At 41.3% G+C, this 23,833-nt stretch carries 22 protein-coding genes and 1 riboswitch; of the genes, 6 read left to right on the top strand and 16 right to left on the bottom strand.

The genetic code is table 11. From position 1 onward, the window contains the following. Nucleotides 1-355 precede the first annotated feature (355 nt). Nucleotides 356-1,135 carry an NAD(P)H-dependent oxidoreductase gene (locus tag IEW05_RS22055; RefSeq protein ID WP_229753656.1) on the top strand — a complete coding sequence of 260 codons (780 nt, stop codon included), beginning with the start codon at nt 356-358 and terminating at the stop codon, nt 1,133-1,135. Between the two features lie 77 nt (nt 1,136-1,212). On the opposite strand, the gene IEW05_RS22050 is transcribed toward IEW05_RS22055, so the two are convergent. From IEW05_RS22050 to IEW05_RS22015, 8 genes are all read right to left on the bottom strand, one after another. Next, nucleotides 1,213-2,520, bottom strand: a complete 1,308-nt coding sequence (locus IEW05_RS22050; RefSeq protein ID WP_188542018.1) for a 6-phospho-beta-glucosidase — start codon at nt 2,518-2,520, stop codon at nt 1,213-1,215. A gap of 55 nt (nt 2,521-2,575) precedes the next feature. Then, nucleotides 2,576-3,550 (bottom strand): N-acetylglucosamine kinase, encoded by a 975-nt coding sequence (locus IEW05_RS22045; protein ID WP_188542017.1) that lies wholly within the window; start codon nt 3,548-3,550, stop codon nt 2,576-2,578. Nucleotides 3,551-3,578: 28 nt separating this feature from the next. Next, a complete protein-coding gene (locus IEW05_RS22040) occupies nt 3,579-4,568 on the bottom strand; it encodes a LacI family DNA-binding transcriptional regulator (protein ID WP_188542016.1) in 990 nt (329 codons plus the stop codon). Between the two features lie 99 nt (nt 4,569-4,667). Then, entirely contained in the window at nt 4,668-6,035 is a 1,368-nt protein-coding gene (locus tag IEW05_RS22035) for an ABC transporter substrate-binding protein (RefSeq protein WP_188542015.1), read from the bottom strand. A 64-nt stretch (nt 6,036-6,099) separates the two neighbouring features. Next, complete coding sequence (locus tag IEW05_RS22030) at nt 6,100-7,005, bottom strand: carbohydrate ABC transporter permease (RefSeq protein ID WP_188542014.1); 906 nt, start codon at nt 7,003-7,005, stop codon at nt 6,100-6,102. Further along, nucleotides 7,005-7,895, bottom strand: coding sequence for a carbohydrate ABC transporter permease (locus IEW05_RS22025; RefSeq protein WP_188542013.1), 891 nt, complete (start codon nt 7,893-7,895; stop codon nt 7,005-7,007). The genes IEW05_RS22030 and IEW05_RS22025 overlap by 1 nt, the downstream gene beginning before the upstream one ends. A gap of 654 nt (nt 7,896-8,549) precedes the next feature. Then, nucleotides 8,550-9,560 (bottom strand): LacI family DNA-binding transcriptional regulator, encoded by a 1,011-nt coding sequence (locus tag IEW05_RS22020; RefSeq protein WP_188542012.1) that lies wholly within the window; start codon nt 9,558-9,560, stop codon nt 8,550-8,552. A gap of 194 nt (nt 9,561-9,754) precedes the next feature. After that, nucleotides 9,755-10,588 carry a CAP domain-containing protein gene (locus IEW05_RS22015; protein ID WP_188542011.1) on the bottom strand — a complete coding sequence of 278 codons (834 nt, stop codon included), beginning with the start codon at nt 10,586-10,588 and terminating at the stop codon, nt 9,755-9,757. Nucleotides 10,589-10,594: 6 nt separating this feature from the next. After that, a riboswitch (cyclic di-AMP (ydaO/yuaA leader) is annotated at nt 10,595-10,726 on the bottom strand. A gap of 234 nt (nt 10,727-10,960) precedes the next feature. On the opposite strand from IEW05_RS22015, the gene IEW05_RS22010 reads away from it, so the two are divergent. Further along, on the top strand, nt 10,961-12,193 hold the full coding sequence (locus IEW05_RS22010; protein WP_188542010.1) for a peptidase: 1,233 nt from the start codon (nt 10,961-10,963) through the stop codon (nt 12,191-12,193). A gap of 111 nt (nt 12,194-12,304) precedes the next feature. On the opposite strand, the gene IEW05_RS22005 is transcribed toward IEW05_RS22010, so the two are convergent. Then, a complete protein-coding gene (locus IEW05_RS22005) occupies nt 12,305-13,102 on the bottom strand; it encodes an AraC family transcriptional regulator (RefSeq protein WP_188542009.1) in 798 nt (265 codons plus the stop codon). A 132-nt stretch (nt 13,103-13,234) separates the two neighbouring features. Here IEW05_RS22005 and IEW05_RS22000 point away from each other — a divergent pair, with 132 nt between their 5' ends. Beyond that, entirely contained in the window at nt 13,235-14,572 is a 1,338-nt protein-coding gene (locus IEW05_RS22000; protein ID WP_188542008.1) for a glycoside hydrolase family 30 protein, read from the top strand. Nucleotides 14,573-14,653: 81 nt separating this feature from the next. On the opposite strand, the gene IEW05_RS21995 is transcribed toward IEW05_RS22000, so the two are convergent. Genes IEW05_RS21995 through IEW05_RS21985 form a run of 3 tightly spaced genes read right to left on the bottom strand, consistent with a single transcriptional unit; the run spans nt 14,654 to nt 18,418 of the window. Beyond that, on the bottom strand, nt 14,654-15,436 hold the full coding sequence (locus IEW05_RS21995; RefSeq protein ID WP_188542007.1) for an MBL fold metallo-hydrolase: 783 nt from the start codon (nt 15,434-15,436) through the stop codon (nt 14,654-14,656). Between the two features lie 34 nt (nt 15,437-15,470). Then, entirely contained in the window at nt 15,471-16,994 is a 1,524-nt protein-coding gene (locus IEW05_RS21990; protein ID WP_188542006.1) for a stalk domain-containing protein, read from the bottom strand. Between the two features lie 20 nt (nt 16,995-17,014). Further along, nucleotides 17,015-18,418 (bottom strand): MBOAT family O-acyltransferase, encoded by a 1,404-nt coding sequence (locus IEW05_RS21985; RefSeq protein ID WP_229753667.1) that lies wholly within the window; start codon nt 18,416-18,418, stop codon nt 17,015-17,017. 221 nt (nt 18,419-18,639) lie between these two features. On the opposite strand from IEW05_RS21985, the gene IEW05_RS21980 reads away from it, so the two are divergent. Together IEW05_RS21980 and IEW05_RS21975 are read left to right on the top strand one after the other, a co-directional pair. Further along, a complete protein-coding gene (locus tag IEW05_RS21980; protein WP_188542004.1) occupies nt 18,640-18,993 on the top strand; it encodes a PadR family transcriptional regulator in 354 nt (117 codons plus the stop codon). After that, nucleotides 18,980-19,531 carry a DUF2812 domain-containing protein gene (locus IEW05_RS21975; RefSeq protein ID WP_188542003.1) on the top strand — a complete coding sequence of 184 codons (552 nt, stop codon included), beginning with the start codon at nt 18,980-18,982 and terminating at the stop codon, nt 19,529-19,531. The genes IEW05_RS21980 and IEW05_RS21975 overlap by 14 nt, the downstream gene beginning before the upstream one ends. An 8-nt stretch (nt 19,532-19,539) precedes the next feature. Here IEW05_RS21975 and IEW05_RS21970 read toward each other — a convergent pair whose 3' ends face one another. The 4 genes from IEW05_RS21970 to IEW05_RS21955 form a co-directional block, all read right to left on the bottom strand. After that, complete coding sequence (locus IEW05_RS21970; protein ID WP_188542002.1) at nt 19,540-21,039, bottom strand: aminotransferase class V-fold PLP-dependent enzyme; 1,500 nt, start codon at nt 21,037-21,039, stop codon at nt 19,540-19,542. Between the two features lie 101 nt (nt 21,040-21,140). Beyond that, nucleotides 21,141-21,617 (bottom strand): DsrE/DsrF/DrsH-like family protein, encoded by a 477-nt coding sequence (locus tag IEW05_RS21965; protein WP_188542001.1) that lies wholly within the window; start codon nt 21,615-21,617, stop codon nt 21,141-21,143. Between the two features lie 171 nt (nt 21,618-21,788). Beyond that, a complete protein-coding gene (locus tag IEW05_RS21960; protein WP_188542000.1) occupies nt 21,789-23,096 on the bottom strand; it encodes an FtsW/RodA/SpoVE family cell cycle protein in 1,308 nt (435 codons plus the stop codon). After that, a complete protein-coding gene (locus tag IEW05_RS21955) occupies nt 23,096-23,425 on the bottom strand; it encodes a PadR family transcriptional regulator (RefSeq protein ID WP_188541999.1) in 330 nt (109 codons plus the stop codon). The genes IEW05_RS21960 and IEW05_RS21955 overlap by 1 nt, the downstream gene beginning before the upstream one ends. A 216-nt stretch (nt 23,426-23,641) precedes the next feature. Here IEW05_RS21955 and IEW05_RS21950 point away from each other — a divergent pair, with 216 nt between their 5' ends. After that, nucleotides 23,642-23,830, top strand: coding sequence for a hypothetical protein (locus tag IEW05_RS21950; protein WP_188541998.1), 189 nt, complete (start codon nt 23,642-23,644; stop codon nt 23,828-23,830). The last annotated feature ends 3 nt before the right edge of the window (nt 23,831-23,833 follow it).

Here is a 23,833-nt window from a genome sequence, read left to right as displayed (position 1 = left end):
GCTATATATTGGTATATAGTCCGATAGTTTCATATTTTGATGTGATATTGGTCATATAGCGATAATGCCACGTTTAGAAGTAACATTCATTTAATCCAATGTAATTTTTGTAAATATATCGTAGTTTCCTTCTATAATTCACATTGAAACCGGTTATTGTGACAAATCAAGCTACTTTGTGATTTAATTCACATGATTAATAATCAGCTCTTGATATATTTGGAATTGTACATAATCTAAGGAGGAGCTTATCATCAAAAAATTTATCTTTTTACTAATCACAGCAAGCCTTGTATTATCCATTACCGCATGCGGTCGGCAAGACAGCGAAACGGCTGACACAACACCTTCCAATGTGTCTACGACCAATGAAGGGGCAGCCGCTGATACGGAAGCAACAACGGGAGCATCCGTAGATGCAGAAACATCCGCCTCAGTTGTACCGGATTCACACATACGGAAGTATGAACCTAAGGGCTTTACTGATTCTAATAAGAAGAAGGCGCTATTCGTAGTCGGTGATCCACGTAAGTACAGTGTAAACTATGATTTAGCCTATACAGCAATGAAACATTTCGAAGATAAAGGCGTAGAGGTAGAAGTCCGCGATCTGTATGATTTGAAATTTAACCCAGTCATCATGCCAGAGGATTTCTATTATGCAAAAGACGGAACTGGGGAACCGACACCGGACGTAGCAACTGAACAAAATTATGTAAAACAAGCAACGTATATTATCTTTGTCTATCCAAACTGGCATGACACGCCAAACGCGATCGTGAAAGGATATATGGAGCGCGTATTTGCTAAGAAGTTCGCTTATCAGAACACAGCTGATGGACTAGAAGGATTGTTGAAAGACAAATCAATCTTTACTATTATGAACTGTGGCTTCCTTGGCGGCGGTCGGGGCTTCAGCGGAGATGGAGTCGGCATCAACGATAAGCTATGGGATCAATACATGGCCGCGTTCAAAGTGTTAGACGATGATACCGCAGGATTCTGGGGCGTAGAGAACAAAGGACGCTTCGTCAATGACCGTAGCCCTGCCAACAACTCAGAAACATATAAAGAAGACATCGATAAGCTTCGCACGGATCTAACTAATTACTTGGATAAAGTGTTCTTTAAATAACATGACTGAATCAATTATCTATTAACAAAGACCAGCCCATGGCTGGTCTTTGTTTTTCCCTTCTTACCTTATTCTATTTATTTAAAAAATGCAGGTAAGTATTGCTTGTTACATTCCAGCATCTCGTCCAGCAATATCTTGGCTACTTTGACCGATGGAACTAACGGATGGCTTGCCATCGCTTGCAACGCGATAGATCTATCACCAGTTACTGCAGCTTCAATAGTTAGTCTCTCATAGGTTTTGACCGCATGGATGAGCCCTTTCGTTTGTTCAGGAACTCGTGTTACCGACACTGGAATTGGGCCTTTACTCGTAACGAGACAGTTCACCTCAATACTGGCATCTGCCGGAAGGAAATCAAGAATGTTCCCGTTGGATACGTTCAAAGTCTGAACATCGCGCTTATCGTTATATAGCGAATCCATTAGATTTACCGCTGCTTCGGAATAATACGCACCCCCACGTTGTTCCAATTGCTTCGGTTTATCTTGCAGGTTCAGATCCTTGTACAGTTCAAACAATTCATCTTCGACTCTCTTCACAACATCGGCACGAGTTCCGTTCGCGTTCAATGACTCTACTTGTTCCTCAAGCATAACGTCGGTCATGTAGAAATACTTCAAATAATACGAAGGATATCCGCCTAATCCACTCAGGAATTCAGGATCCCATTCAGATGGCGGAACATTCTTTGCGGAATAGTCCTCACGGTTATCTAGCATTTCCTGAAGTTTATCCTCGCCATCAACCTCGATACGAGTTACCCAGTGCAAGTGATTCAGTCCTACAAACTCCGTATAAATGTTATCGATCGGCGTGTTGTATTGTTCACTTAATCTCTTCTGCAAACCAATTGGTGCATTACAAAGTCCAATACTTTTCACGTTAGAATGCCGATTGATCGCCTCTGTGACCATCCCCGCCGGATTTGTAAAATTCAACAGCCATGCGTCTGGACTTAACTCTTCGATATCTTTACATATGTCTAATAAGACTGGGATTGTCCGAAGAGCCTTCATCATTCCCCCAGGACCAGTTGTTTCTTGACCGATTACCCCATGCTGATTCGGGATATGCTCATCCCACTTCCGCGCCTCCAGTAACCCAACTCTCATTTGAGTTGTAATAAAATCAGCTCCTGCAATCGCTTCGCGGCGATCTAGGGTTAAGAATACTTGAATGGGGAGCCCTGATTTGGCCACCATTCGTTTAGCTAATTCCCCAACAATTTCAAGTTTATGTCTACCTTGCTCGATATCAACTAACCACAGTTCTCGAACTGGTAACTGCTCATATCTTTGAATAAAACCTTCTACAATTTCCGGTGTATATGAAGAGCCCCCACCAATAACTGCTATTTTCAAACCTTCGCGTTTTTCCATGCTGATTCATCTTCCTTTCAACTGATGGATTATGATAATTTGTCTTACTGAATCATTACACTAGATTGTAATCCGATACGGTACGAAGCCGCTCATATACTTCCTGGGGAAGACTATTCCCCTCAGCTTCGAAAGCCAACCACAACGCTCCAACAACAGGTTCCACTTGAAGCTTCACTAGAGATGCGTGAGGTGCACACGCCTTAACTGCCTGCTCGATATAGGGATGGATAAAGCGTGCTTCACCTCGAGTAATAATGCTACCCGCAAGTACAACATCGAACTTATCATTTTCCATCCCTAAACGTTTGATCACAGCCTGTGCCGACTTCCCTAGTTCCTCCCCTTGTACTCGCAAAATAGTTGTAGCTACTTCATCCCCTTGAGCCGCAGCTTGGAACAACAGTTTCGTTGTGCTAAGGGGTGGTGTCTTGTCATGATCCAAATAATCATTAAACATCGCTAATACACTGTCATAACCTAGATGCTGCAGAAGCAATTCCGTTAACAGTGTCGGCTGCTCCCGTCCATCCCACGCCCGAATAACAGCACGGAAAACCTCAATGCATAACGATCCACCGCCGCCGAAGTCTCCAAGCATATAGGAAAAACCACCACACTGATAAAAGTCATCACGCGGACTAATTCCTGCACTGTTCGTTCCTGTTCCGCAGATCAGCACGACGCCATAGGGACGATCTGTTCCCGCCCGAAGCGCGATCACAGTATCACAGTTCAGATCATATTTCGGCAATCCAAGCTCTGCGAGCATCGGTCTCAATATCTCATAATCTACTTCTCTATCGGCACCAGCTAAACCAAAGTAAGCAAATGTAATCTCGTCCCGACTAAGGCCCGCCCCACGGAGTGCCATCTCCACGGATTCCCGGATACTATGCTTTGCTTCCTCATAATCGGTTTGATGATTGCCGTTTCCACTTTGTCCTTTACCAATAATCTTTCCATGTTCATCTGCGATAAGTGCGTACGTCTTGCTACCGCCACCGTCTACACCCAAATAATATTTCAACGGATTCACTCCTATGATTGCATGTTTGTTAGAGTCTAGGCGAGGTGGATTCCCGAACAACAAGCTCAGGGCTCAATTGAACGGTCACATTCCTCTTGGCTACTCCGCTAATGTTCTTAAGCAACAATTCAACTCCTGTCCTCCCGATTTGATCCGCAGGTTGTCGCATCGTTGTTAGCATCGGACGAATTTGCGAAGCGATCATCTGATCGTCAAACCCGATGATTGAGATATCCCCTGGGACTCTAATTCCTTCATTAGTAAAAGCATTCATCGCACCGAGTGCAATGTAATCATCACCTGCAAATAATGCTGTCGGCATGTTTCCAGCTTCAATCCAGCTACGGGCAATGGTGTAACCCGTCGATATTTCAAACTCCCCCCGTTCTATGCTGAAGGGTTTTAATCCTGATTCCTCTAATGCTGTAAGAAATCCTCGTTCTCTTTCACGACTACTTAAAAACAACTCTGGACCGCCAATGTGCGCTATCTCTTTATGTCCAAGATCGATAAGGTGCTTCGTTGCTTCATATCCGCCTTTAAAATTATCAACAATAACTGAGGTTGCGGGCGAATTCGCATGCTGATTGTCAAGCATAACAAACGGAATTTGACTCTTCTTTAATTCAAGAACGTATTCATCTTCGCGCATAGGTGACAATAAGAGCACGCCGTCTACACGGTCTTCCTGAAATAAATAATGTCCTTTATCTTGTGAGTCAGAGGAAACAGATAACGCAACAAAATACCCTTGGGCAGCAGCTGCGATCGTGATCTCTCTCACAATCTCATCTAAAAAGGAGTCTTTGAGCGTCGTGACAATCAACCCGATAATTCTTGTCTCCCCTCTCGCCAAACTGCGAGCGGCTGCATTCGGGTGATAATCCAGCTCTTTCATAGCCTCCAAAACTTTTAACCGATTCTTTTCTCGTACACTGGTCGAATTATTCAAGACGCGAGAAACAGTAACAACCGACAAACCCGATCTCTTGGCTACATCAAAAATGCTCACTTTCACCTTGTTGTCGCTCCTAAAAGCAATCATTAAGTGAGAGTACAAATGAGGGGAAGGGATTCCTCCACTCCCCCCACCATATCGCACTTCGGTTGCCTTATCTTATTTGTTTACACGTTCTAACAGTTTATCTAATTTCTTTTGAATTCCTTGCATAACTTCTGGAACAGGTTTGGTGTTATTCTGAGCAGCCGCAAACTCATTAATGAACAATTCATTAATTTGCGAGTAGTTTGCTACTAGATGGTTGAAAGATTCAACGCCGTATTTGTTTGCTCCATCATATACATTCTTAATTTCTTTAGGATCAACACCTGCGAAGCTGTTGTAATATTTATCTTTAGCTTGATCGTTAATTGGAGGTGTACCACCGCTCAATTCAATCGATTTCTCTTGAACATCTTTGGAGATTAGGAATTTAATGAATTCATAAGCTTCTTTTGGATGTTTGGAATCCTTCAATACGAATAATGGGTCAACATATAGTACGCTTCTTGGAGCATCCGTGCCGCTGTAAGGAACAGCTGCTACACCAACTTTAAAATTGTATTGATCTTGGCTAGCCAATCCCCATGAACCTACGATACTCATTCCGATTTTGCCAGACAAGAACGGATCTCCGAATTGACCTGATACAGATTTAGACCAAGCAGGAGGAGGGGAGACTTTCTTATCCCAAATCAAGCCCATAAATTTCTCGTAAGCTGCAATCGCTTCTGGAGAATCAAAATACGTTTCGCTTGGTTTGCCGCCGTTTGTCCATGTGTCATCAGAATATACTTTCACTCCAAGATACGCCGGTCTCATATCGAACTCGCCCCAACCGAAATCAACGCCATATTGTGATTTTTCAAGATCATCATCACGAACAGTTAGCTTATCCGCCACTTCAACCATCTTGTCGAACGTCCAGGTTTTATCTTCATAATCAGAAGTTGGATATGGCACGCCTGCTTTATCAAACATATCTTTGTTATATAGCATGATAGTAACGTAGTTACTAAAAGGAATACCATAAGTTTTACCATCAACTTTATAGATGTCCATCAACTCATCTTGAATTCCATAATCAGATGCTTTAAAGCCATCTTCTTTCATAATATCTGTCAAATCAGATAACAAACCTTTATTGTAATACTCTGCGAAACCGCCATAGCCAAAGTGAGATGTAAGGTCAGGTGCATTCTTGGCTGCAACGTTCGCTTGAAGTTTGGAGTCGAATTGTTCGTAAGGGGCCTTCTCTACCTTTACTTTAATGTTAGGATGCGTGCTTTCAAAGTCAGGGATTAGTTTCTCTACATAAGTTCTATCCGGAGAGTCGATCGTATAGTACGTAATAGTTACTGGACCAGAACCTTTATCCCCGTCACCGGAACTTCCTTTACTATTACCACCACAAGCAGACAAGATCAATACGAATACTAGAATCAGACTTGGAAGTAAGAGCAACTTTTTCTTAGCTTGTTTCATTCAAATATCCCCCTTTAAAAAAGTTTGTATATATCAAATAATTGAGCGTATTGCATGTGATCAATTACTTAATACCGGTAAGAACAATTCCCTCAGTAAAGTGTTTCTGCGCTGAAGCAAAGATCGCTATAATTGGCAAAGTCGTCATGATCGATGCACACATTAGCAAGTTGTAAGGAGCAATCCGGAACTTGGATGACATCATAGCGGCCAAACCAACAGGTAGAGTGAATTTTTCTTGAGAGCTTAAGTACAATACAGGTCCTAGCAAGTCATTCCATGTCCAGATAAAGGTGAAGATAGCAACGGTAGCTAATGCAGGACCCGAAAGCGGGATTGCTATTTTCCAGAACAAACGGAATTCGCTACAGCCATCGATTTTACCGGAATCATACAATTCATTCGGCAATGACATGAAGAATTGTCTTAGCAGGAAGATTTGATAAGCTGAGCCCAGGAAAGTCGGTACGATCAAAGGCAAGAAGGTGTTCATCCAGCCCAAGTTAGAGAAGAGGATGAATTGCGGTATCATAACCGCTGGATATGGGAGCATCATAGTAGAAATCATCAGCATGAACATGATTTTCTTACCTTTAGCCCGATATCTTGAGAACCCATATGCCACCAGTGCGGATGAAAAGACCGTACCGATAACAGAAACTACTGCGACAATGATACTGTTCTTATAAAGGATACCGAATTTAATTTCATCGTTCGTGAAAAGTGTCTTAAAGTTCTCCCACGCGAATACATTCGGAATAATCGTAGGTGGAAATTGTAGCATTTCCTTCGACGTCTTAAGTGCCGTAGATACCATGAATATCACTGGAAAGATCATCGTAAAGGTAATGCAAATCAGTAGAATAAATGCGATAATCTCGCCAATCGTCATTTTTCGCTTGGAATCACCTTTTATTTTTGCAGGGTCAATGGTGACATGCGGATTTTTCTCAATCACGGCGTTACTCATTAATCCCGTCCCCCCTCATAGTAGACGAATCGATTCGATGATTTCATAATGATCACTGTTACGATAAGTATGGCAACCAACAGTAACCAAGCCATCGCAGAGGCATACCCGAGCCGGAAATCCTTGAATGCGCTTACGTAAACGTTAAATACATAGAATCGTGTTGAATAGTTTGGACCACCCTGTGTCATAACGTAAGCTTGCGTAAATACCTGGAACGACTCAATGACCGCCATAATCAATTGGAATAAAAATACTGGAGAAATCATCGGGAACGTTACGCTCCAGAATGTCTTCCATTTACTTGCTCCATCCAATCTAGCTGCCTCAAGCAAACTTGCCGGAACGCCCTGCAAGCCAGCCAAGAAGATAATCATCCCGCCACCTACACCCCAGAAGGTCATGATGATCAAGGCCCACATTGCAAACTTTTCATCTAAGAACCATGCCGGTCCCTTCACTCCAAACAATGAAAGAATGTAGTTGAAAATCCCTGCTTCAGGATTAAAGATCCAGAACCACAATAGTGACATCGAAACGCCGGAAATCATACTTGGAAAGTACATTGCGGTACGGAAGAAACCACGTGCTGGAATTTTCATATTAATGAGCATTGCAAAGATTAGAGAAAGGAATAGTCCTAGAGGAACACTTATGAAAGTGTACTTCAACGTTACTACAATCGATTTGTAGAATAACTCATCTTGGAACAGCTCTCTAAAGTTATCCAAGCCGACAAAAGTTGGCTTACTGATAATGTCGTAATCCGTAAAACTATAATACAGCGATGATAAAATTGGATATAACGCAAAGACTAAAAATCCGATTAACCATGGCGCGATAAATAGGTAGAAATAGAAATTCTCGCGTTTGGATTCAGATAATTTCATCCTTACAATCCCTCCCCTTTTGTATTTTGCAATGCTCTAAAGTTAATCATAAAGTTAAAGGGCTTTAACTTTATATGCTATGAGATAATAATAATCATATTCGTGTCATTTGACAATACTTTTTTAAATTAAGTGAATTTATCTACTCAAAACCCATTTGTAACCGCTTCATCCCCTATGTTACCTATTTGAAAAATTAATCACAAAGTTTACCGTAGATATCGAATAGAATAAAGTAAGGGTTTACATTATGTTCATATAACATGTATGTAACATTTAGTGTTATATATTTGAGGGATATGATTTTTCGATCTGAATTATATCTTGTTTTATTTAATTTATTGTGTTAGTTTATATAACATTTAAATTATCTCCCTTATCTTTAAATACGTCTTTAGACAACCTTCTCTACGACCCGCTTATTCATTCAATGAACCCTTGGATGTTTGTCGAAAATCCTGTCTGTTATATCAGATTAAATTAAAGCGATTAAACTTTATGGGGTAATATTCTCTAAATATTCTCTAACATCCCCCTATGGTGCAACTCCATTTTTAACTCATAAAAATAAAGCCTCCATGATTACTACAAAAGCAGTAACCCTAGAGGCCTTGTTTTCTTTTATCTAATTCCACTTAATATTGAATTTGATACTTATATGTTTAATTCATCGGAGCGTCGAGGCGCACCCGTAGATTCTCTAACAATCAGCTTTGGATCAAACTCCGAAATTACATTTCGTTTAGGCGGTTCCTTGATCAATTTCAGTAGCATCTTCACTCCTTGTCTCCCGATTTTCTCAACCGGTTGACGAACCGTTGTTAGAGCTGGATGGAATTCTTCGGAATAAGATTGGTCATCAAATCCAACGACCGAAACATCTTGAGGAATACGTATACCTTCATTCTTAAATGCATCTATGATGCCAAATGCAATGAAGTCATCAGCAGCAAATACAGCTGTGGGTAATTGACCTGAATCAATCCACCGCTTCGCAATCTGGTAACCAGAAGTAATACTAAACGTTCCTTGTTCAATACCAAACGGTTGCAGTCCTGCCTCTTCGAGCGCAGCAATGAAGCCCCGCTCCCGTTCTCGACTACTAAGGAGAGATTCAGGCCCACTAATGTGTGCAATTTGAGTATGTCCAAGATCTATCAGATGCTTCGTCGCATCGTAACCGCCTTTGTAATTATTGACGATGACCGAAGGCACCGAAGGATTACGCTGCTGATTATCAAGAATAACAAACGGGATTTTCCGCTTCTTAAGCTCCATTATATATACGTCAGAATTTGTCGGTGACAATAGGATGACTCCGTCCACTCGATCTTCCTGAAACATAGAACGGTAGAACATATCTTCATCCTTCGAAATCGAAAGTGCCAAGAAATAATCATGCTCCGCTAAACAGTCGTTGATTTCTGTAACTACCGCATCGAGAGCAGTATCATGTAAGGTGTTCAATATAAGCCCAATGATGCCGGTTTTACCGCTTGCTAGGCTTCGAGCAGACGCATTCGGACGATAATCCAAATCCTTCATGGCCTGCAACACTTTTTCTCTATTCTTCTCACGTACGGAAGTCGCATTATTGAGCACTCTAGATACCGTAACGACCGATAGCCCCGATTTCTTGGCTACATCGAAAATACTAACTCTCATGACAAACCGCTCCTGTTTAACGCAATTTAACTTAAACATACCACATTTTGAGTGATTTTTCACATGTAGAGTAAGGATTTACTCTATATATCCAGTTTTATACGAAAGGGAACGATATCATCATTTCGCTTCTACTATATCGTAATAAAAAAAGCCTGCAGAGTTAACTGCAGACTTCTATCTTTAAACTCGTATTATCCAATAAATTCTTGTACCCATACACCATTGTAGTAAGCAACACCTATAGTTGTATAGTTTGCACTTAGGATGTTCTGACGGTGTCCAGCACTATTCATCCAAGCATTCATCACTTCTTCTGGTGTACGTTGCCCTTTGGCAATGTTCTCACCAGCAGTACGGTATTGAATACCTTGTGATGTCATTAGATCAAATGGAGAACCTAAAGTAGGTGAATTATGGTCAAAGTAATTGTTGTTGTACATATCTTTTGCTTTGATCATGGCTACATTAGTAAGCGCAGCATCGGATTTCAAGGGTTGAAGTCCTGCTTTGGCACGTTCTTGATTCACTAGATTAACCACTTGCGCAGCAAAACTATCCTTGTCACCTTTATCCGTATTATCTGATCCGTTATTTACAGGTGGTTGGCTTGGTTTATTGGTCTCTGGTTTGTTTGTCTCTGGTTTGTTTGTTTCTGGTTTGTTTGTTTCTGGTTTGTTTACTTCTGGTTTATTGGTCTCTGGCTTATTTGTTTCTGGTTTACTAGACTCAGGTTTGCTAGATTCAGGTTTACTATTATCTGGAACATTAGCATCAGGCACTGTAACAGTTGGAAGTTTTATATCGAGACCTAACTTCTTCAATAGGTCGGACAAACTTTGCTGATTCAGTTCTCCTCCCTGCAGTATCGTATAGAAGTTAGAGCCACATGTATTAAAATTGATCATTTTTTGATTAGGGGCTTGAGTTGCATCATTCTGCGCAGCAGCCATAGTAGGACTAGCCGCTAAGACAGGCGCTAATACAAGTGCTCCTGTAATCACAATATTTCTAACTGTATTTCTCATATAGTAAATCTCTCCCTTTGTAGCCTACGAGGTTAGCTGACGGGTTCGGGTCAAGGTGGATCCCCTTATCGCATACTTGCGACTTCACCCCAATTGGTGGTTCCCCCGCGCTCATATGAGCTTCGGCCTGATTTTTGGTACGTTCACATGGTAACATGGATCCCTACTCATATCACTTCAAAATTAATGTAAATTCATACACATATAGCCATAGAAAATATATGAAAATTTGAAAATCTTCATTAAAATCGCAACATTTTTCGAGACTTCACCGTCTAGGACTATGTAAGCAAGCCCATTTAGGCTTAGGTTTAGATCAACATTCCAAACAACTAAGGTGCAATATCAACACAAATAATGGAGGTATGACAAATGAACAAAATGTATAAAGTATTAGCAACAGCATCCATTTTAACGTTGGCAGCTATGCCGCTCGCGGCAAGTGCACAGGATGTACCACCTGCAACAACGAATCATGGAGGAACCATTCTTAATCAAGTTAAAGTTGTTCCTGGTACCATGGGCCAAATCACAAATTTTGTGAACGATAAAACAGGGAAATTCATTACCGTAACTGGTCGTGGTCTTGCTCCAACCGATCAAAGTGAGATGATTCTATCTATCACCAAAGATACAAAAATTATAGATTCTAAAGGCAAAAGAGTAGCTTTACAAACAATTATCGATGAGAAAAAGGTTGTTAAAGCATTCTATGGCCCGAACATTACAAAGAGTATTCCAGCACGTGGAACTGCCCTAACACTTATTGTTCAAGACCAAAGTTTCACAGCAATTGACGGCAAGGTATCCGAAGTGAAAGAAAATGGGATTGTCGTAACAGGTAAAGATATTTACAATTCATACGAAGATACGATTGTATTGCATTTTGCTAACAAGGCTGTAATCTTGGACCAAAACGGCAAGGCGATCAATGCAAGTGATATCCAAGTTGGTATGAGTGTAAAAGCATTCTATGGTCCTGCTGTTACAATGAGTCTTCCACCACAATCCACAACAAACTATGTCGTGGTGAATACTGAAGTAGAAGAGTCGGTTCAAGAGGAGGCGCCAGGTACGGACGGTATCATTACAAATGTAGAGAATAACAGAATTACCCTTGTCGGCAGCCCGATGGAGCAAGGTGGCGTAGATTATGTTATCCTGTCGGTTGATGAAACAACTCAAATCGTCAACGAAGAAGGTACATCATTAACTGCAGATGCATTGAAAGCTGATATTGCTATAGAGGCTTTCTACGGTCCAGCGATGGCCCTAAGCTTCCCAGGTCAAACCCATGCGAATAAAATCGTGGTTAAAGAATCCGACTCCATTAAAGTCGAAGGCACAATTATGGCATCGGAGAATCAATCCAAAGACCAAGTCTATGTAAATGTTGGCTCTGACAAATCTATTAACAATGATGTAATTCTGAACATCACAGAAGATACCAAAGTCATCTCCCTATTTGGTGGAGATAACGAATTGAAAGCAGGCATGAAAGTTGTCGCTTACCATTCACCAATCATGACCCGGTCATTGCCAGGTATCACTAATGCTAAAATTGTATTGATTACACAGGATGACAGTGTAGTTGCGCCTAAGTAATTACCGAACTGTGTGTAGTAATTCTAGCCTTCTATGATAGAAACAACACAAATAAGAAGAGCACCCTTCGAGGTGACTCTTCTTATTTGTCTAAATGTTAAGAGCTACCAACTAATCGTTTAATCCTTTCCGGTAAGTCCCTGGAGTGACGGTATAGTTCGCACGGAATATCCGATTAAAATAAGTATAGCTACCAAACCCAGCAACCTCAGCAATGTGTTCCAATGTCATGGTACTTGATTTCATCAAGTCCAATGCATAGGATAAACGCAACTTATGAACATATTGCAGGATTGAAACTCCATACTCTTGCTTAAATACCCCCATTGTTCTTGATACACTCAATCCCACATGCTTGGCAATCTGCTCTAGTTCAATACTACTCGTTGCATTTGATTCCAGATAATGCCTAATACGTAGCGCATGATAAGCAGAAATGGAGGTAGGCTCCGACACTTCCGACAGCGCCCGATCTATCATATAGCAAAGTGCCTTCAACAGTGTAACCTTCAGCACACTTGAACCGCCATCCAATCGACGTTTCTCTAATATTAATTGATGCCATAGCTCCCTTAGCCTGCTCTCATCCGATACACGTGATATTTGTGGACGAGCCATCTGTCCCCACCATTCATCTAGCCATTTCCCATCGCAAAACACATAATAATCAGCACTGAATCCTGAGGTGTTCGTCTCAAGATCAATACGCAAATCGTACAGGTCTCCAGGGCGCAGCAATAACAAGTCCCCTGGTCGCATAATATAGGTCCCAGATGTCAAAATGACCTGACTTGTCCCTTCAGCCTGGAAGCGAAAAATGAAGCATTCTCTGTCCCTGCTCTTGTTATTTTGAAAATAAGTTTTGTGTATGGAATACTCGCACAATATTACTTCAAGCTCATTTCCCACTCCTCAACACCTCTATTCTTTAAAAAGATATTATCATATTGTTCATGTTTACAGATATATTGTTTCTACTATTATCCATCCGCTCTTTTTATAATTAAGCCATATATTAATGAAGGAGCTGAGATCAAGACTATGCACAAAGTACGTGTAATTCAAACTGCTCAAGGCACTGCGGATCGACTCACTGAACAAGAAGCTCTCACTTTCACTCCTGATCTTGATGAGCGCGAGAATCAATTGATTAACATCTATGACGATATTGAATATCAGGAAATTATCGGATTTGGTGGCGCATTGACGGAGGCTTCGGCTGTAACCATCACCAAGTTAAGTGAGGATAAACAAGAGGAGATTCTTCGTGCTTATTTCGATAAAGCATCTGGAATCGGATACACCTTCTGTCGCTCTCATATCAATAGCTGCGACTTTTCATTAGGAAATTACACCTATGTAGAAGTTGAAGATCCTAGCTTGGAAAGCTTCGATATCTCTAGAGATCGTGAAGCTATTATGCCGCTGATCAGTAAAGCTGCTGATATGGCTGGTAATGAATTTAAGTTGTTTGCTTCACCTTGGAGCCCACCAGCTTGGATGAAGACTAATAGAGAAATGAACAACGGTGGCAAATTAAAACCAGAGTTTCAAGAGACTTGGGCACAATATTTCGTTAAATATATTCAAGCTTATGAAGCTGAGGGTATTCGTATTTGGGGACTTAGTGTGCAAAATGAAGCGAAAGCTAAACAAATTTGGGACTCCTGTATTTATACAGCCGAAGAGGAAAAAGACTTCGTCCGGGATTATCTAGGACCTGCCCTTGAAGATAATGGGCTGTCTCACATAAAAATAATGATTTGGGACCATAATAAAGAGCGAGTATACGAACGTGCTAAGGTTGCTTTTGAAGACGTAGCCGCTTCTAAATATATTTGGGGGATTGGCTTCCACTGGTATTCCGGCGACCATTTTGAAGCACTATCTGCTGTTCATGATCGTTTTCCAGATAAAGCGCTGGTATTTACCGAAGGCTGCCAAGAGGGTGGCGTCCATCTGAATTCTTGGAAGACTGGAGAACGTTACGGTCATGATATTATGGGTAATCTGAACAATTGGATGTCCGCTTGGACCGACTGGAATATCGTACTGAATGAGCAAGGTGGACCCAACCATGTAGGCAATTATTGTGATGCTCCAATCATTGCGGATACGATTCAGAATGAAGTCATTTATGAAAGTTCGTATTATTATATCGGACAATTCAGTAAATTCATCCTTCCTGGTGCGAAGCGAATCGCTGTAAGCAAATATACCGATCAGCTTGAAATAACCTCCTTCAAAAATCCGGATGGATCCATTGTTGTCGTTGTCTTGAATCGGACCGATAATGAAATTCCTTACGCTTTGCGTTATCGCGGACAACTCGCTGATACCGTGTGTCCTCCACATGGAATTCAGACACTGATCTTTTAATAATTGGTTAAGTGAAAACCATAGAAGAAGCCCCCGAAAGGTACTTTCGGGGGCTTCTTCTTGATTTCTTCTATGATACAGTTAAAACTGTACGCTAAACCCATTATATCTATGAATTCCCGTCCCGAATTTTACGAGATCCTGTTCTCTAAGTTCTTTAACTGCGATTTTCACTTCTTGTAATATAGCAGGTTCGAGTCCTAAGGTATTATGGGAGCCATAAACTTGTGTAACATTAGGTATATTCGATATTCTGTCCAGCGAATTAATGAGATCAACTGGATTAGTCGACGGATAGAAGGCATATATAGGCGTGTCATCATAAAGCAAATCACCAGTAAACAAATATCCTTTGGTAGTGTCAAAAATCGAGATATGACCTGGAGAATGCCCAGGTGTATGATATATAACTAACTGTCTGTTGCCTAGATCGATTGCATCGCCATCTTGTAAGTAACCAGTTGGAACTCCTTGAAAGGGCTTGTACGTATTTGGATTAAATGATTCTGGCGTAGGTATCGTAATATCTCTACCAATATCTCTTCTTATTTGTTCAATGGACATCCCCTTAATCCCATTGATCAGCCAATCCGCATCTCCTTCATGAACATAAATTTCTTCAAATTGTCCGTGGCATCCAATATGATCCGTATGAACATGCGTAGTGAACACCATAATCGGTAGATCAGTCAATTCATCCGTAATCCGTTTAATATTATCAATCCCAAGACCGGTATCAATTAGAACCGCTTTTTCCTTACCCAATAATAAAAATGAATGCACTTTCTCCCAATGTCCATATTCACTAATTGCATATGTTTCTCTATCAATTTCCTGAATCGTATACCATAAGTCTGTAATCATTACAGTACCACCTCCAATTACATTAGGTTGTTACTTACACCGGTAATAATGTTATTCGAACGATGTGTTCGCTAGGGTGCTCTATCTTCGCCTCAAAACTGAGTAGTTCAGCTACTGACGCAAGAGGAACCATCGTTGTACCTTTGATGATCTGCGGTGCAAAAGCAATCTCCTTCGAGCCGTTCGAGGTTTCGGCTACCTTGCTTCCAACACGTAATACTACATCCTGATCACCACGTTTAAAGGTCATCGACTTATCTCCTTGGTTCCATACCATTTCTGCTCCTATTGCTGCTGTCATTTCTTTGACAGGGACGAGGATATCTTGCTCCCCCTCCGCTAAGCTGAAGGTTGTAAAGGTAAGTGGGGTCGTCTGATCACCCTCTCGCAAAGAAAATTCAAGATTTACAACTTGGTTCTTACTAGTGACCGCAATATTGGTGAGCTGTTTCTCCATTTGAAGTGTAAATTGTTCAACATTACCTTGTGTCACCTTGTATTTAGCATCTTCTCGTCCAACGGCCTCAGCAATCCAGCTATTCACATCTTGATTATGGTGGGACAAGTCTTTGTATAAATCAAGATTATACGTCCATTCCGATTCTTCTTGGAAATCATATACGTTGACGTTAGGCAATTGATCAAATTGCTCAAACATCCACTCTTTCATCTCAAGCTGATTGAGATAACGGGTGTTATTGGTATCCTTCCATACTTTCTGCCTTAAAATGCTATACGGAGGATAATAGAAATTAAATTCTACATCGGGATACTGCTTAACGAGCTCTAAAATTTGTTCATTAAAGACCTTTTTAATACTAGCAATCGGTTCTTCATTTAAGCCGAAGTAAGCCTCGCTTTGCCGGGAAGTTTTATAATCCTCTACAACCTGATCCGCACCAAAGGTGACTATATTGTTCCAATTGTATAGGTCCTCCAGTTGTCTTGGCTCCAGCCCTCGTAGCGGTCTTAATATAGCTTCTATAAATAGATTCTGATACACAGAATAGTTTAACCAGTACTTATAATCATTCCACCATATATCATCATACAGATAGGATGGGTTGTCTCCTTCTTCTTTGCTATCCAATTTGAGAGAGAAATAATCTAACCCCCATAACACCGTTTTCACTTTCCCCGTCTTAAGTGCAATCTTAGCAATCGCATGATGCTCGTCAGCGGTCGACCCGCGCACAGACAACTTCAGTGTATTGCCGTCTAGGGCTTTATTCACTACGGAAGGAAGAAAATTCTCCGTCATCGAGGTTCCGATAATGATCGTATCATAATCATAATTTTTAGCTAACCCCGGGTTCTGATAACGTTCTTCATTAGAATAGATCGCTGGATAAAAAGATTTATGATAAAACTGCAGTGGATCAAGAACAACCGTAAGCAATGCAACTAAAGTGGTCAAAATGACAGCGGAAACTGCAAACTGAATTAGCATTGTTCTACTCTGTTTGGCAGTCGCGCGCTTTCGTTGTTCTTTATGTATTCGTCCATTAGCCTGACTCTTTGAGGATTCTGGCGTTGGGACTGGTGTTAACTGTTGCACAACATCATTCTCCCTTCCACCTAGAAATTAAAGTATAGAAATTCAGTAATACGGTTGAAATAAAGTAACGACACAACGAAGATAGCTGCCATAAAGAGCGCTTTTTTCTTTGTAGGTCGGAAAGCTGTAACTCGTTCAGACGAATTAGAAGCGAATAATACGATAGGTAAAATAATGAGAATAAACAATCCTGCTGGAGCAAGTGCCTTGATCGAGCCCATATCAAATCCATTAAGTCCTGCCATTCCTTTTAGAAGACGGAACGCTTGTGGAACATTATCTGCGCGGAAGAATACCCAAGCTATATTAATAAATAGGAATGTGATCAACCAAGCCAACCACTTTGGCATCGGTTTTCCAACCTTCATCCACATCCGATGAACTGCTTGTCCAGCACCATGTAGAAATCCCCACAAAATGAAAGTCCAACCCGCACCATGCCACAATCCACCGATTAAGAAGGTGATAATGATGTTCCGCATAGCAATGAATTCACCACGGCGATTTCCACCCAGAGGAATATAGATGTAATCTCGCAGAAAACGACTGAGCGTCATATGCCAACGGCGCCAAAAGTCTTGTATATTCAGAGCCTTGTACGGCGAGTTAAAGTTCTGTGGCAGTACAATGTTAAATAAGAGTGCAGCCCCAATTGCCATATCCGTGTATCCACTAAAGTCAAAGTATAGCTGTAATGTATAAGACAATGTCGCAACCCACGTATCGATAAATTGATGGGCTGACAGAAAACCATCATTGGCATATTGTGCAAACGTGTCTGCGATAACGACTTTTTTAAACAAACCGATGACAAAAATACAGACTCCCTTGGCAGCATTATTCCAATTCCAGTGCTTATTCCGCAATCTATCAAACTGGGGCATCATCTCACTATGATGAAGGATCGGACCAGCAATCAGATGGGGGTAGAACGTAACGAACAGAATATAACTCATTAGGTTATACTCACGTGTCTTACCGCGATAAGCATCAACTAGATAAGCAATTTGCGTAAATGTGAAAAAGCTAATACCTAAAGGCAATACCAGATGAAGTAAAGGGAATGTATGTCCCGTTATATCAGATAAATTGCTCAAGAAGAAATCACTATACTTATAGTAGCCTAGCAGAAGTATATTCCCGACAAGACCGATAATAAGAATACTTTTAGGAGATCGGAGTATTCCTTTCTTTTGAACGCCATGTACCGCTGCTTGCAGCAGCCTGCCTACAATATAGTTAAATCCAATCGATCCAATGATTAGAGGAAGATAGCTAATATTCCACCAGCTGTAAAAAAATAACGAGGCAACAACTAATGATAGTTTCGCAGCAGTAACATACCTAAGACGATTAAGTAAAAAGTAGATTCCTACCGAAATCGGCCAGAAAGCAAAAATAAAAACATACGTGTTGAACAGCAATCCTTTCACTCCCAATTCATTGTAGCTTCCACTGCGTAGGGTAAAACAACCTAGGTTTCCATGTTTACCCATGATTATATTGGATCGGGCGTCTTATATCAATGAATGAATATACAATGATTCATAAATAGTTGACAGACTTACTCCCATATTTTATTATATCGGTAATGGATATATCGAACTTGGATATATCGACAAAGGATATACAAGGAGGTGCTGACTTGTCCCGCAATGATTCTATGATTACAGAGCAACTAACGGATGCGGCATATTATATTTTGCTATCGCTACTTGTGCCTAGACATGGATATGCGATCATGAAGTACATTGAGGAATTAACCGAAGGGGAAGTAACCGTTGGGCCGGCGACACTGTATACGTTAATCAAGAAAATGATGAAGAATGAGTATATTCAAGCGGGGAGCTCGGACGATGAACGACGCAAACCTTACATGGTCACAAGTAAGGGCAGAGACATTGTTATGAATGAAATTGAACGGCGCACGCGCATGGCGAAGCAAGGATTAAAGGCGATCAAATCAGCTGAGGAGGAGAACGAAAATGAGAAAGAATAAAACTCATCGTTATATCATATCGTGGGGAACCGCATTTGCAGAGCAGAAAGAGATGCAAAAACTAGGCAGATTGGCTCAGCAGGGTTGGCAATTGGAGTCGTTCTCTTTTCTAGGCTACCGTCTGCGTAAAGCAGAACCACAAGACCTGATCTACGAAATAGATTACCATACGATCCAACCCTCTGACATGGATGATTATGTAGAAACCTTTGTAGCTGCCGGATGGAATCACGTCTGCTCTGCTGGAGCAAGAATTCATGTTTTTTCCGCACCTACCGGCACCGCTCCAATCTATTCCGACCGCAATACGTCATATGAGAAATATAGTCGTACTGCTAAGTCTGTGGGAATCATTGCCCTTATATTCGCAATAATAGCCCTTATAGGTTTTGGGTTAACTGCCTATGCGGGGAATAAAGACAGCTATGCCCAATCTGTATATTTCCTCCTAGGCGTTGTTGGCTCTGCCATCGCTCTACCCGCATTGATGACATATACCGCCTTCATGATCAGAAGAAGAGCTATGAAGAAGGCTTGAATTGGATCCTACCACGAGAACCATTGCTCTACCGGTGGGTTAGACACGGATCCTACGTGATGGAATTCATTTTGCTGTGGAAGATAAATGTAGTCTTGCTTATATTTCTTGATGTTCTCCGTAATATCTCTGATTGCTTGAATGATATACTCTATTTCACGGTTTGTCATAATAGGATGTAAGGAAATTCGCACCCAGCCTGGTTTATTCGATAAATCACCTGAATCAATTTTGTCGGTGATTTGTTGGGACACGGTTTGATTCATATGAAATAGATAGTGTCCAAATGTTCCCGCGCAGGAGCAACCACCTCGGGTTTGAATGCCATACCGATCATTAAGAAGGCGAACTATCAGATTAAAGTGGATCTTCTCCACATAAAAAGACACAATGCCTTTCCGCTTGGTAATATGACCGTCCAGCACATGCAGCCCATCGATACTACCCAGCTTGGGTAGAAGAATGTCGAGCATTTCCCACTCTCTGTGCTGCATTTGCTGCGTGCCCATTTTCTCCTTTAAAGTAATGCATAATGCGGTTTTAATGGTTTGTAGAAATCCTGGGGTACCGCCATCCTCACGCGATTCCACATCCCAGTTATATCGTTTACCTCCCCAAGGGTTACTCCACAGTACTGTTCCTCCACCGGGATGATCCGGAATAGGACTTGTGATTAGTCTGGAATCCATAATTAAGACACCACTTGTGCCAGGTCCCCCCAAAAATTTATGCGGCGAGAAATAAATCGCATCCAGCTTCTCAAGTGGATCGGTAGGATGCATATGGATATCGACATACGGAGCAGACGCAGAGAAATCGATAAAACACAGTCCACCGTATTGATGCATCTTTCTAGAAAGTGCATGATACGGGGTGTGAACACCTGTTACATTAGAGCATGCGGTGAATGCACCAATCTTCAGCCTGCGATTTTGATGAGCTTGCAATTGTCTTTCAAGCTGCGCCGGATCTACCATTCCATGGTGGTCAGGATCGACAATGACTACATCACCAATCGTCTCCATCCAAGTTAATTGATTCGAATGGTGCTCCATATGGGTCACGAAAATGATCGGACGTTCCTCATCAGGTATTTGTAATTTTTTGCGCCATTTGTCCGGAACCTTTAGCCCAAGCAATCGCTGCAACTTATTCACCATCGCCGTCATTCCCGATCCACCGGTTAGCAACACATCGTATTCGTCCGCATGCACATGATTCTTAATGATGTCACGCGCATGTTTGTAGGCTGTTGTCATAGCCGTTCCAGTCACATTCGATTCCGTATGCGTATTGGCAACAAACGGGCCATAGAGATCTGTAAGTTTGTACTCAATAGGCCGAAACAGCCGGCCACTTGCCGTCCAATCGGCGTACAATATCCCCTGTTTGCCATACGCTGTCATAAAGGTCTGATCGATTCCGATCACGTGTTTTCTGAAGTGATAAAAGTACGACTCCAATCCGCTAGCAGTATACGACTCATTTCCAATTCTCGCTTGCAGCAATGGTGTTCTCCCCCCGACATCCCTTTTATATAGATTGAACTGAGTTCTTTCTATATAGCTATCCTAATGTATGCCCAGCACAAGGATTAGGTTAATGCGGATCAAATAAACATCTGTATATTCGATTCAAGCGCACCTTTGAGAAAATCTTTCGCTTCAACAATTTCTACTTCAGGTAGAAATTCCTCTTGCTTAAATCCCATCACTTCCACGGACAATTTACATGCATAGAAATGAACCTGTTTTTTTCGTGCACCTTTCAAAAAGTCTTTCAGCCTTGGTGCATGATCATCGTCCATCATATCTAGTAGAACTCTTTTGCCGACACCTGCCCAGTTCATTTTGGATAAAGGTAAATCTTCAGGTCCTTTAGGTGAGATGAAGGAGAACATTTTTTCATACAGCGTTTTATCATCATTTGACATGTTATCCGGGTCACGAATCAAAGATAGTCCCCAGAACGCAAAAAACATATTCACCTCCACATCCATCTCCCTGGCTGTATTGGCCAATATGAGCGCAGCCATCGCCTTGTCATATTCTCCACTGAACATAATCAGATCCATTGTTTTTGTCATACGGATATGTCCTCCTATATCATGGTCTTCTGTTATTGTTTACCATGAGTAGGAGATTTATTGCAGGGTCCTAGTTAGATTTGTGTAACAAACAAAAAAGGACATCAAATGATGTCCAGACAACTAAATTACATATCATGGTCAAGGTAGAGATGTACTGCTTCTTCATAATTAGTCACATAATGCGCTTGGGAGTATATTCTTGCATCTGTAAATCGAAAGGAGGAATCCAATAGCTGCAAAATCAAAGGTGGTCACTACTCCATTACCAATGAAGGGTAATTCTAATCCAACTATAGGAACTATCCCAAGGCTCATTAGAATCGGCCATAGAAGTCGGAAACCAAAAACAATAATGAAGGCAATCGTTATGCTTTTGGCGTATTCATCCTTGACTGAAGCTGTCATGTTCCAGAGACGTGCGAGAAATAGGATGGCCAATACAACGACCAATATTCCAATGCCCCAACCAAAACAATAGATTAAGTACGGGAACAAGGATTCACTGTAAATATGAGGAAGAGTTCCGTTTTGCGAGGCAAACCCATGCCCTGACCATCCAGCGGAACGAATGGCTCCTACCATTTGGATCATATAATAACTAGAACTACTTTCGTCCATTGGATTGAAGAATGCCTGAAGTCGATGGTGTATTTGATCTATACTGCGCACAAGCATAAAAGTAAAAAATGTCATAAAGAACAAAGCAAAAACTAAATACTGGCTTAGGCTCTTCTTCGTTCTCCATGTAAGTACTAAGAAACCGCATAAATAAATGAAACCATAAACCATTGAACTACCCAGGCTAAATAATACAACAGGTAATATCCCGCGATATACAAGCTGAACCATACTCTCAATTCGGCCCCATTGATTGGCAGGCTTCATACCTGCCAATGCAATGAGAAGTGGCAACAAAGATAGCACCATTGTATTAATACCCATGGATCCTATGCTAAGAAAGGCCTTACTCCCATTGATCGCGCTGCCTGTAGTGAACGTAACTGCCATAAGGCAGAGAACACTGAAGAATATGGCTTCGGAATATGGTTTCAATTTCCGATAATCGAAGAAATATAAACCGGCAAGTCCCATTAACCCGATACCTGTGAAAATGGCTTTTTTCTCAAACAAATGAGTAAAGTAGCGGGGTAAAGATTCTGAATTCTGGACGTTAAATGCACTCAAAAGTCCAACAATCGCCAGTAACCCCAGAATAATAAACAGTCTCCATTCCATTAGGGGTTTGTGTGCCTGATGCAGACTCTGCCCAATCGTATCCGGGGCACCCATTTGCGAAACAGCTTCTTCTGCGGCAAGTTGTTCGGGGAGCCCCTCTAGGAGTAGGATCTCCATCCGTTCTGCGATATGACCACTTAACTCCTCACGAATTTCTGGGTGTAGTTGTTTCGCTCGGACATGCTTGCATACGCTATCCAAGTAGTTCTGGACTACCTTGTTGTCCTCGATTGGTCGCATTAGCTCCCCTCCCCAATAACGGTATCCACTGCGGTCCGAAACAACACCCATTCTTTCGTTTTTTCCTTTAACTGATTCCGGCCTCTATCGGTTATTCGATAATATTTGCGCTTTCGCCCATCATGCATACTCCAATTCGCATCCAGCCATCCCTCAGCCTCCATCATGTGTAAAATGGGATATAAAGTACCTTCCTTCATGGAAAATACCCCCTCCGAACTCTGTTCGATCTCTTTAATCAATTCATAGCCGTACATTTCTTTCTTATTTAACACCGTAAGCAGCAAAATAACCGTACTCCCTTTAAGGAGTTCTTTATTAATTGTCATCCCATTTCACCTCCATACCTAGATTTACTATACATCGTTAATCTATGTATATGAGTATAAGCTATCATATCCTTTAATGCAATGACACATAGATCATCAATTTTAATGGATTGAACAGCTTCATTGAGAAATGTATGCGTTTCCTATTTGTGATATAATAGCTTCTATTAGATTGATGAGATCATAACTTGCGAAATAGGTAGGAGTGTTCCTGACATGAGAGGTTACAATTTTATGCGTCCGCTATTACTAATTATAGTCGCGCTGCTTACGAGAAGTTTAGTTACTAATCTATGCGTTCTGTTTGGGATGACGCCTGAATCAGCTAGTAGTGTTGGTGTATTGGGTATGATAGCCGCCGCACTCATTATGTTTAGGAACATGACAAAACGTCGCCCTAAATAAAAA

Origin of the sequence: Paenibacillus segetis, assembly GCF_014639155.1 — a bacterium.
GTDB lineage: Bacteria > Bacillota > Bacilli > Paenibacillales > Paenibacillaceae > Fontibacillus > Fontibacillus segetis.
Note: the sequence above shows the minus strand (reverse complement) of the source record. Positions and strands in the feature narration are given on the sequence as shown.

Bases quoted from the DNA above. Each gene is read 5' to 3' on its own strand.
- IEW05_RS22050 (WP_188542018.1), bottom strand. From the start codon at position 2,520: ATGGAAAAACGCGAAGGTTTGAAAATAGCAGTTATTGGTGGGGGCTCT.
- IEW05_RS22035 (WP_188542015.1), bottom strand. From the start codon at position 6,035: ATGAAACAAGCTAAGAAAAAGTTGCTCTTACTTCCAAGTCTGATTCTA.
- IEW05_RS22030 (WP_188542014.1), bottom strand. From the start codon at position 7,005: ATGAGTAACGCCGTGATTGAGAAAAATCCGCATGTCACCATTGACCCT.
- IEW05_RS22025 (WP_188542013.1), bottom strand. From the start codon at position 7,895: ATGAAATTATCTGAATCCAAACGCGAGAATTTCTATTTCTACCTATTT.
- IEW05_RS22020 (WP_188542012.1), bottom strand. From the start codon at position 9,560: ATGAGAGTTAGTATTTTCGATGTAGCCAAGAAATCGGGGCTATCGGTC.
- IEW05_RS22015 (WP_188542011.1), bottom strand. From the start codon at position 10,588: ATGAGAAATACAGTTAGAAATATTGTGATTACAGGAGCACTTGTATTA.
- IEW05_RS22010 (WP_188542010.1), top strand. From the start codon at position 10,961: ATGAACAAAATGTATAAAGTATTAGCAACAGCATCCATTTTAACGTTG.
- IEW05_RS22000 (WP_188542008.1), top strand. From the start codon at position 13,235: ATGCACAAAGTACGTGTAATTCAAACTGCTCAAGGCACTGCGGATCGA.
- IEW05_RS21995 (WP_188542007.1), bottom strand. From the start codon at position 15,436: ATGATTACAGACTTATGGTATACGATTCAGGAAATTGATAGAGAAACA.
- IEW05_RS21975 (WP_188542003.1), top strand. From the start codon at position 18,980: ATGAGAAAGAATAAAACTCATCGTTATATCATATCGTGGGGAACCGCA.
- IEW05_RS21965 (WP_188542001.1), bottom strand. From the start codon at position 21,617: ATGACAAAAACAATGGATCTGATTATGTTCAGTGGAGAATATGACAAG.
- IEW05_RS21960 (WP_188542000.1), bottom strand. From the start codon at position 23,096: ATGCGACCAATCGAGGACAACAAGGTAGTCCAGAACTACTTGGATAGC.
- IEW05_RS21955 (WP_188541999.1), bottom strand. From the start codon at position 23,425: ATGACAATTAATAAAGAACTCCTTAAAGGGAGTACGGTTATTTTGCTG.
- IEW05_RS21950 (WP_188541998.1), top strand. From the start codon at position 23,642: ATGAGAGGTTACAATTTTATGCGTCCGCTATTACTAATTATAGTCGCG.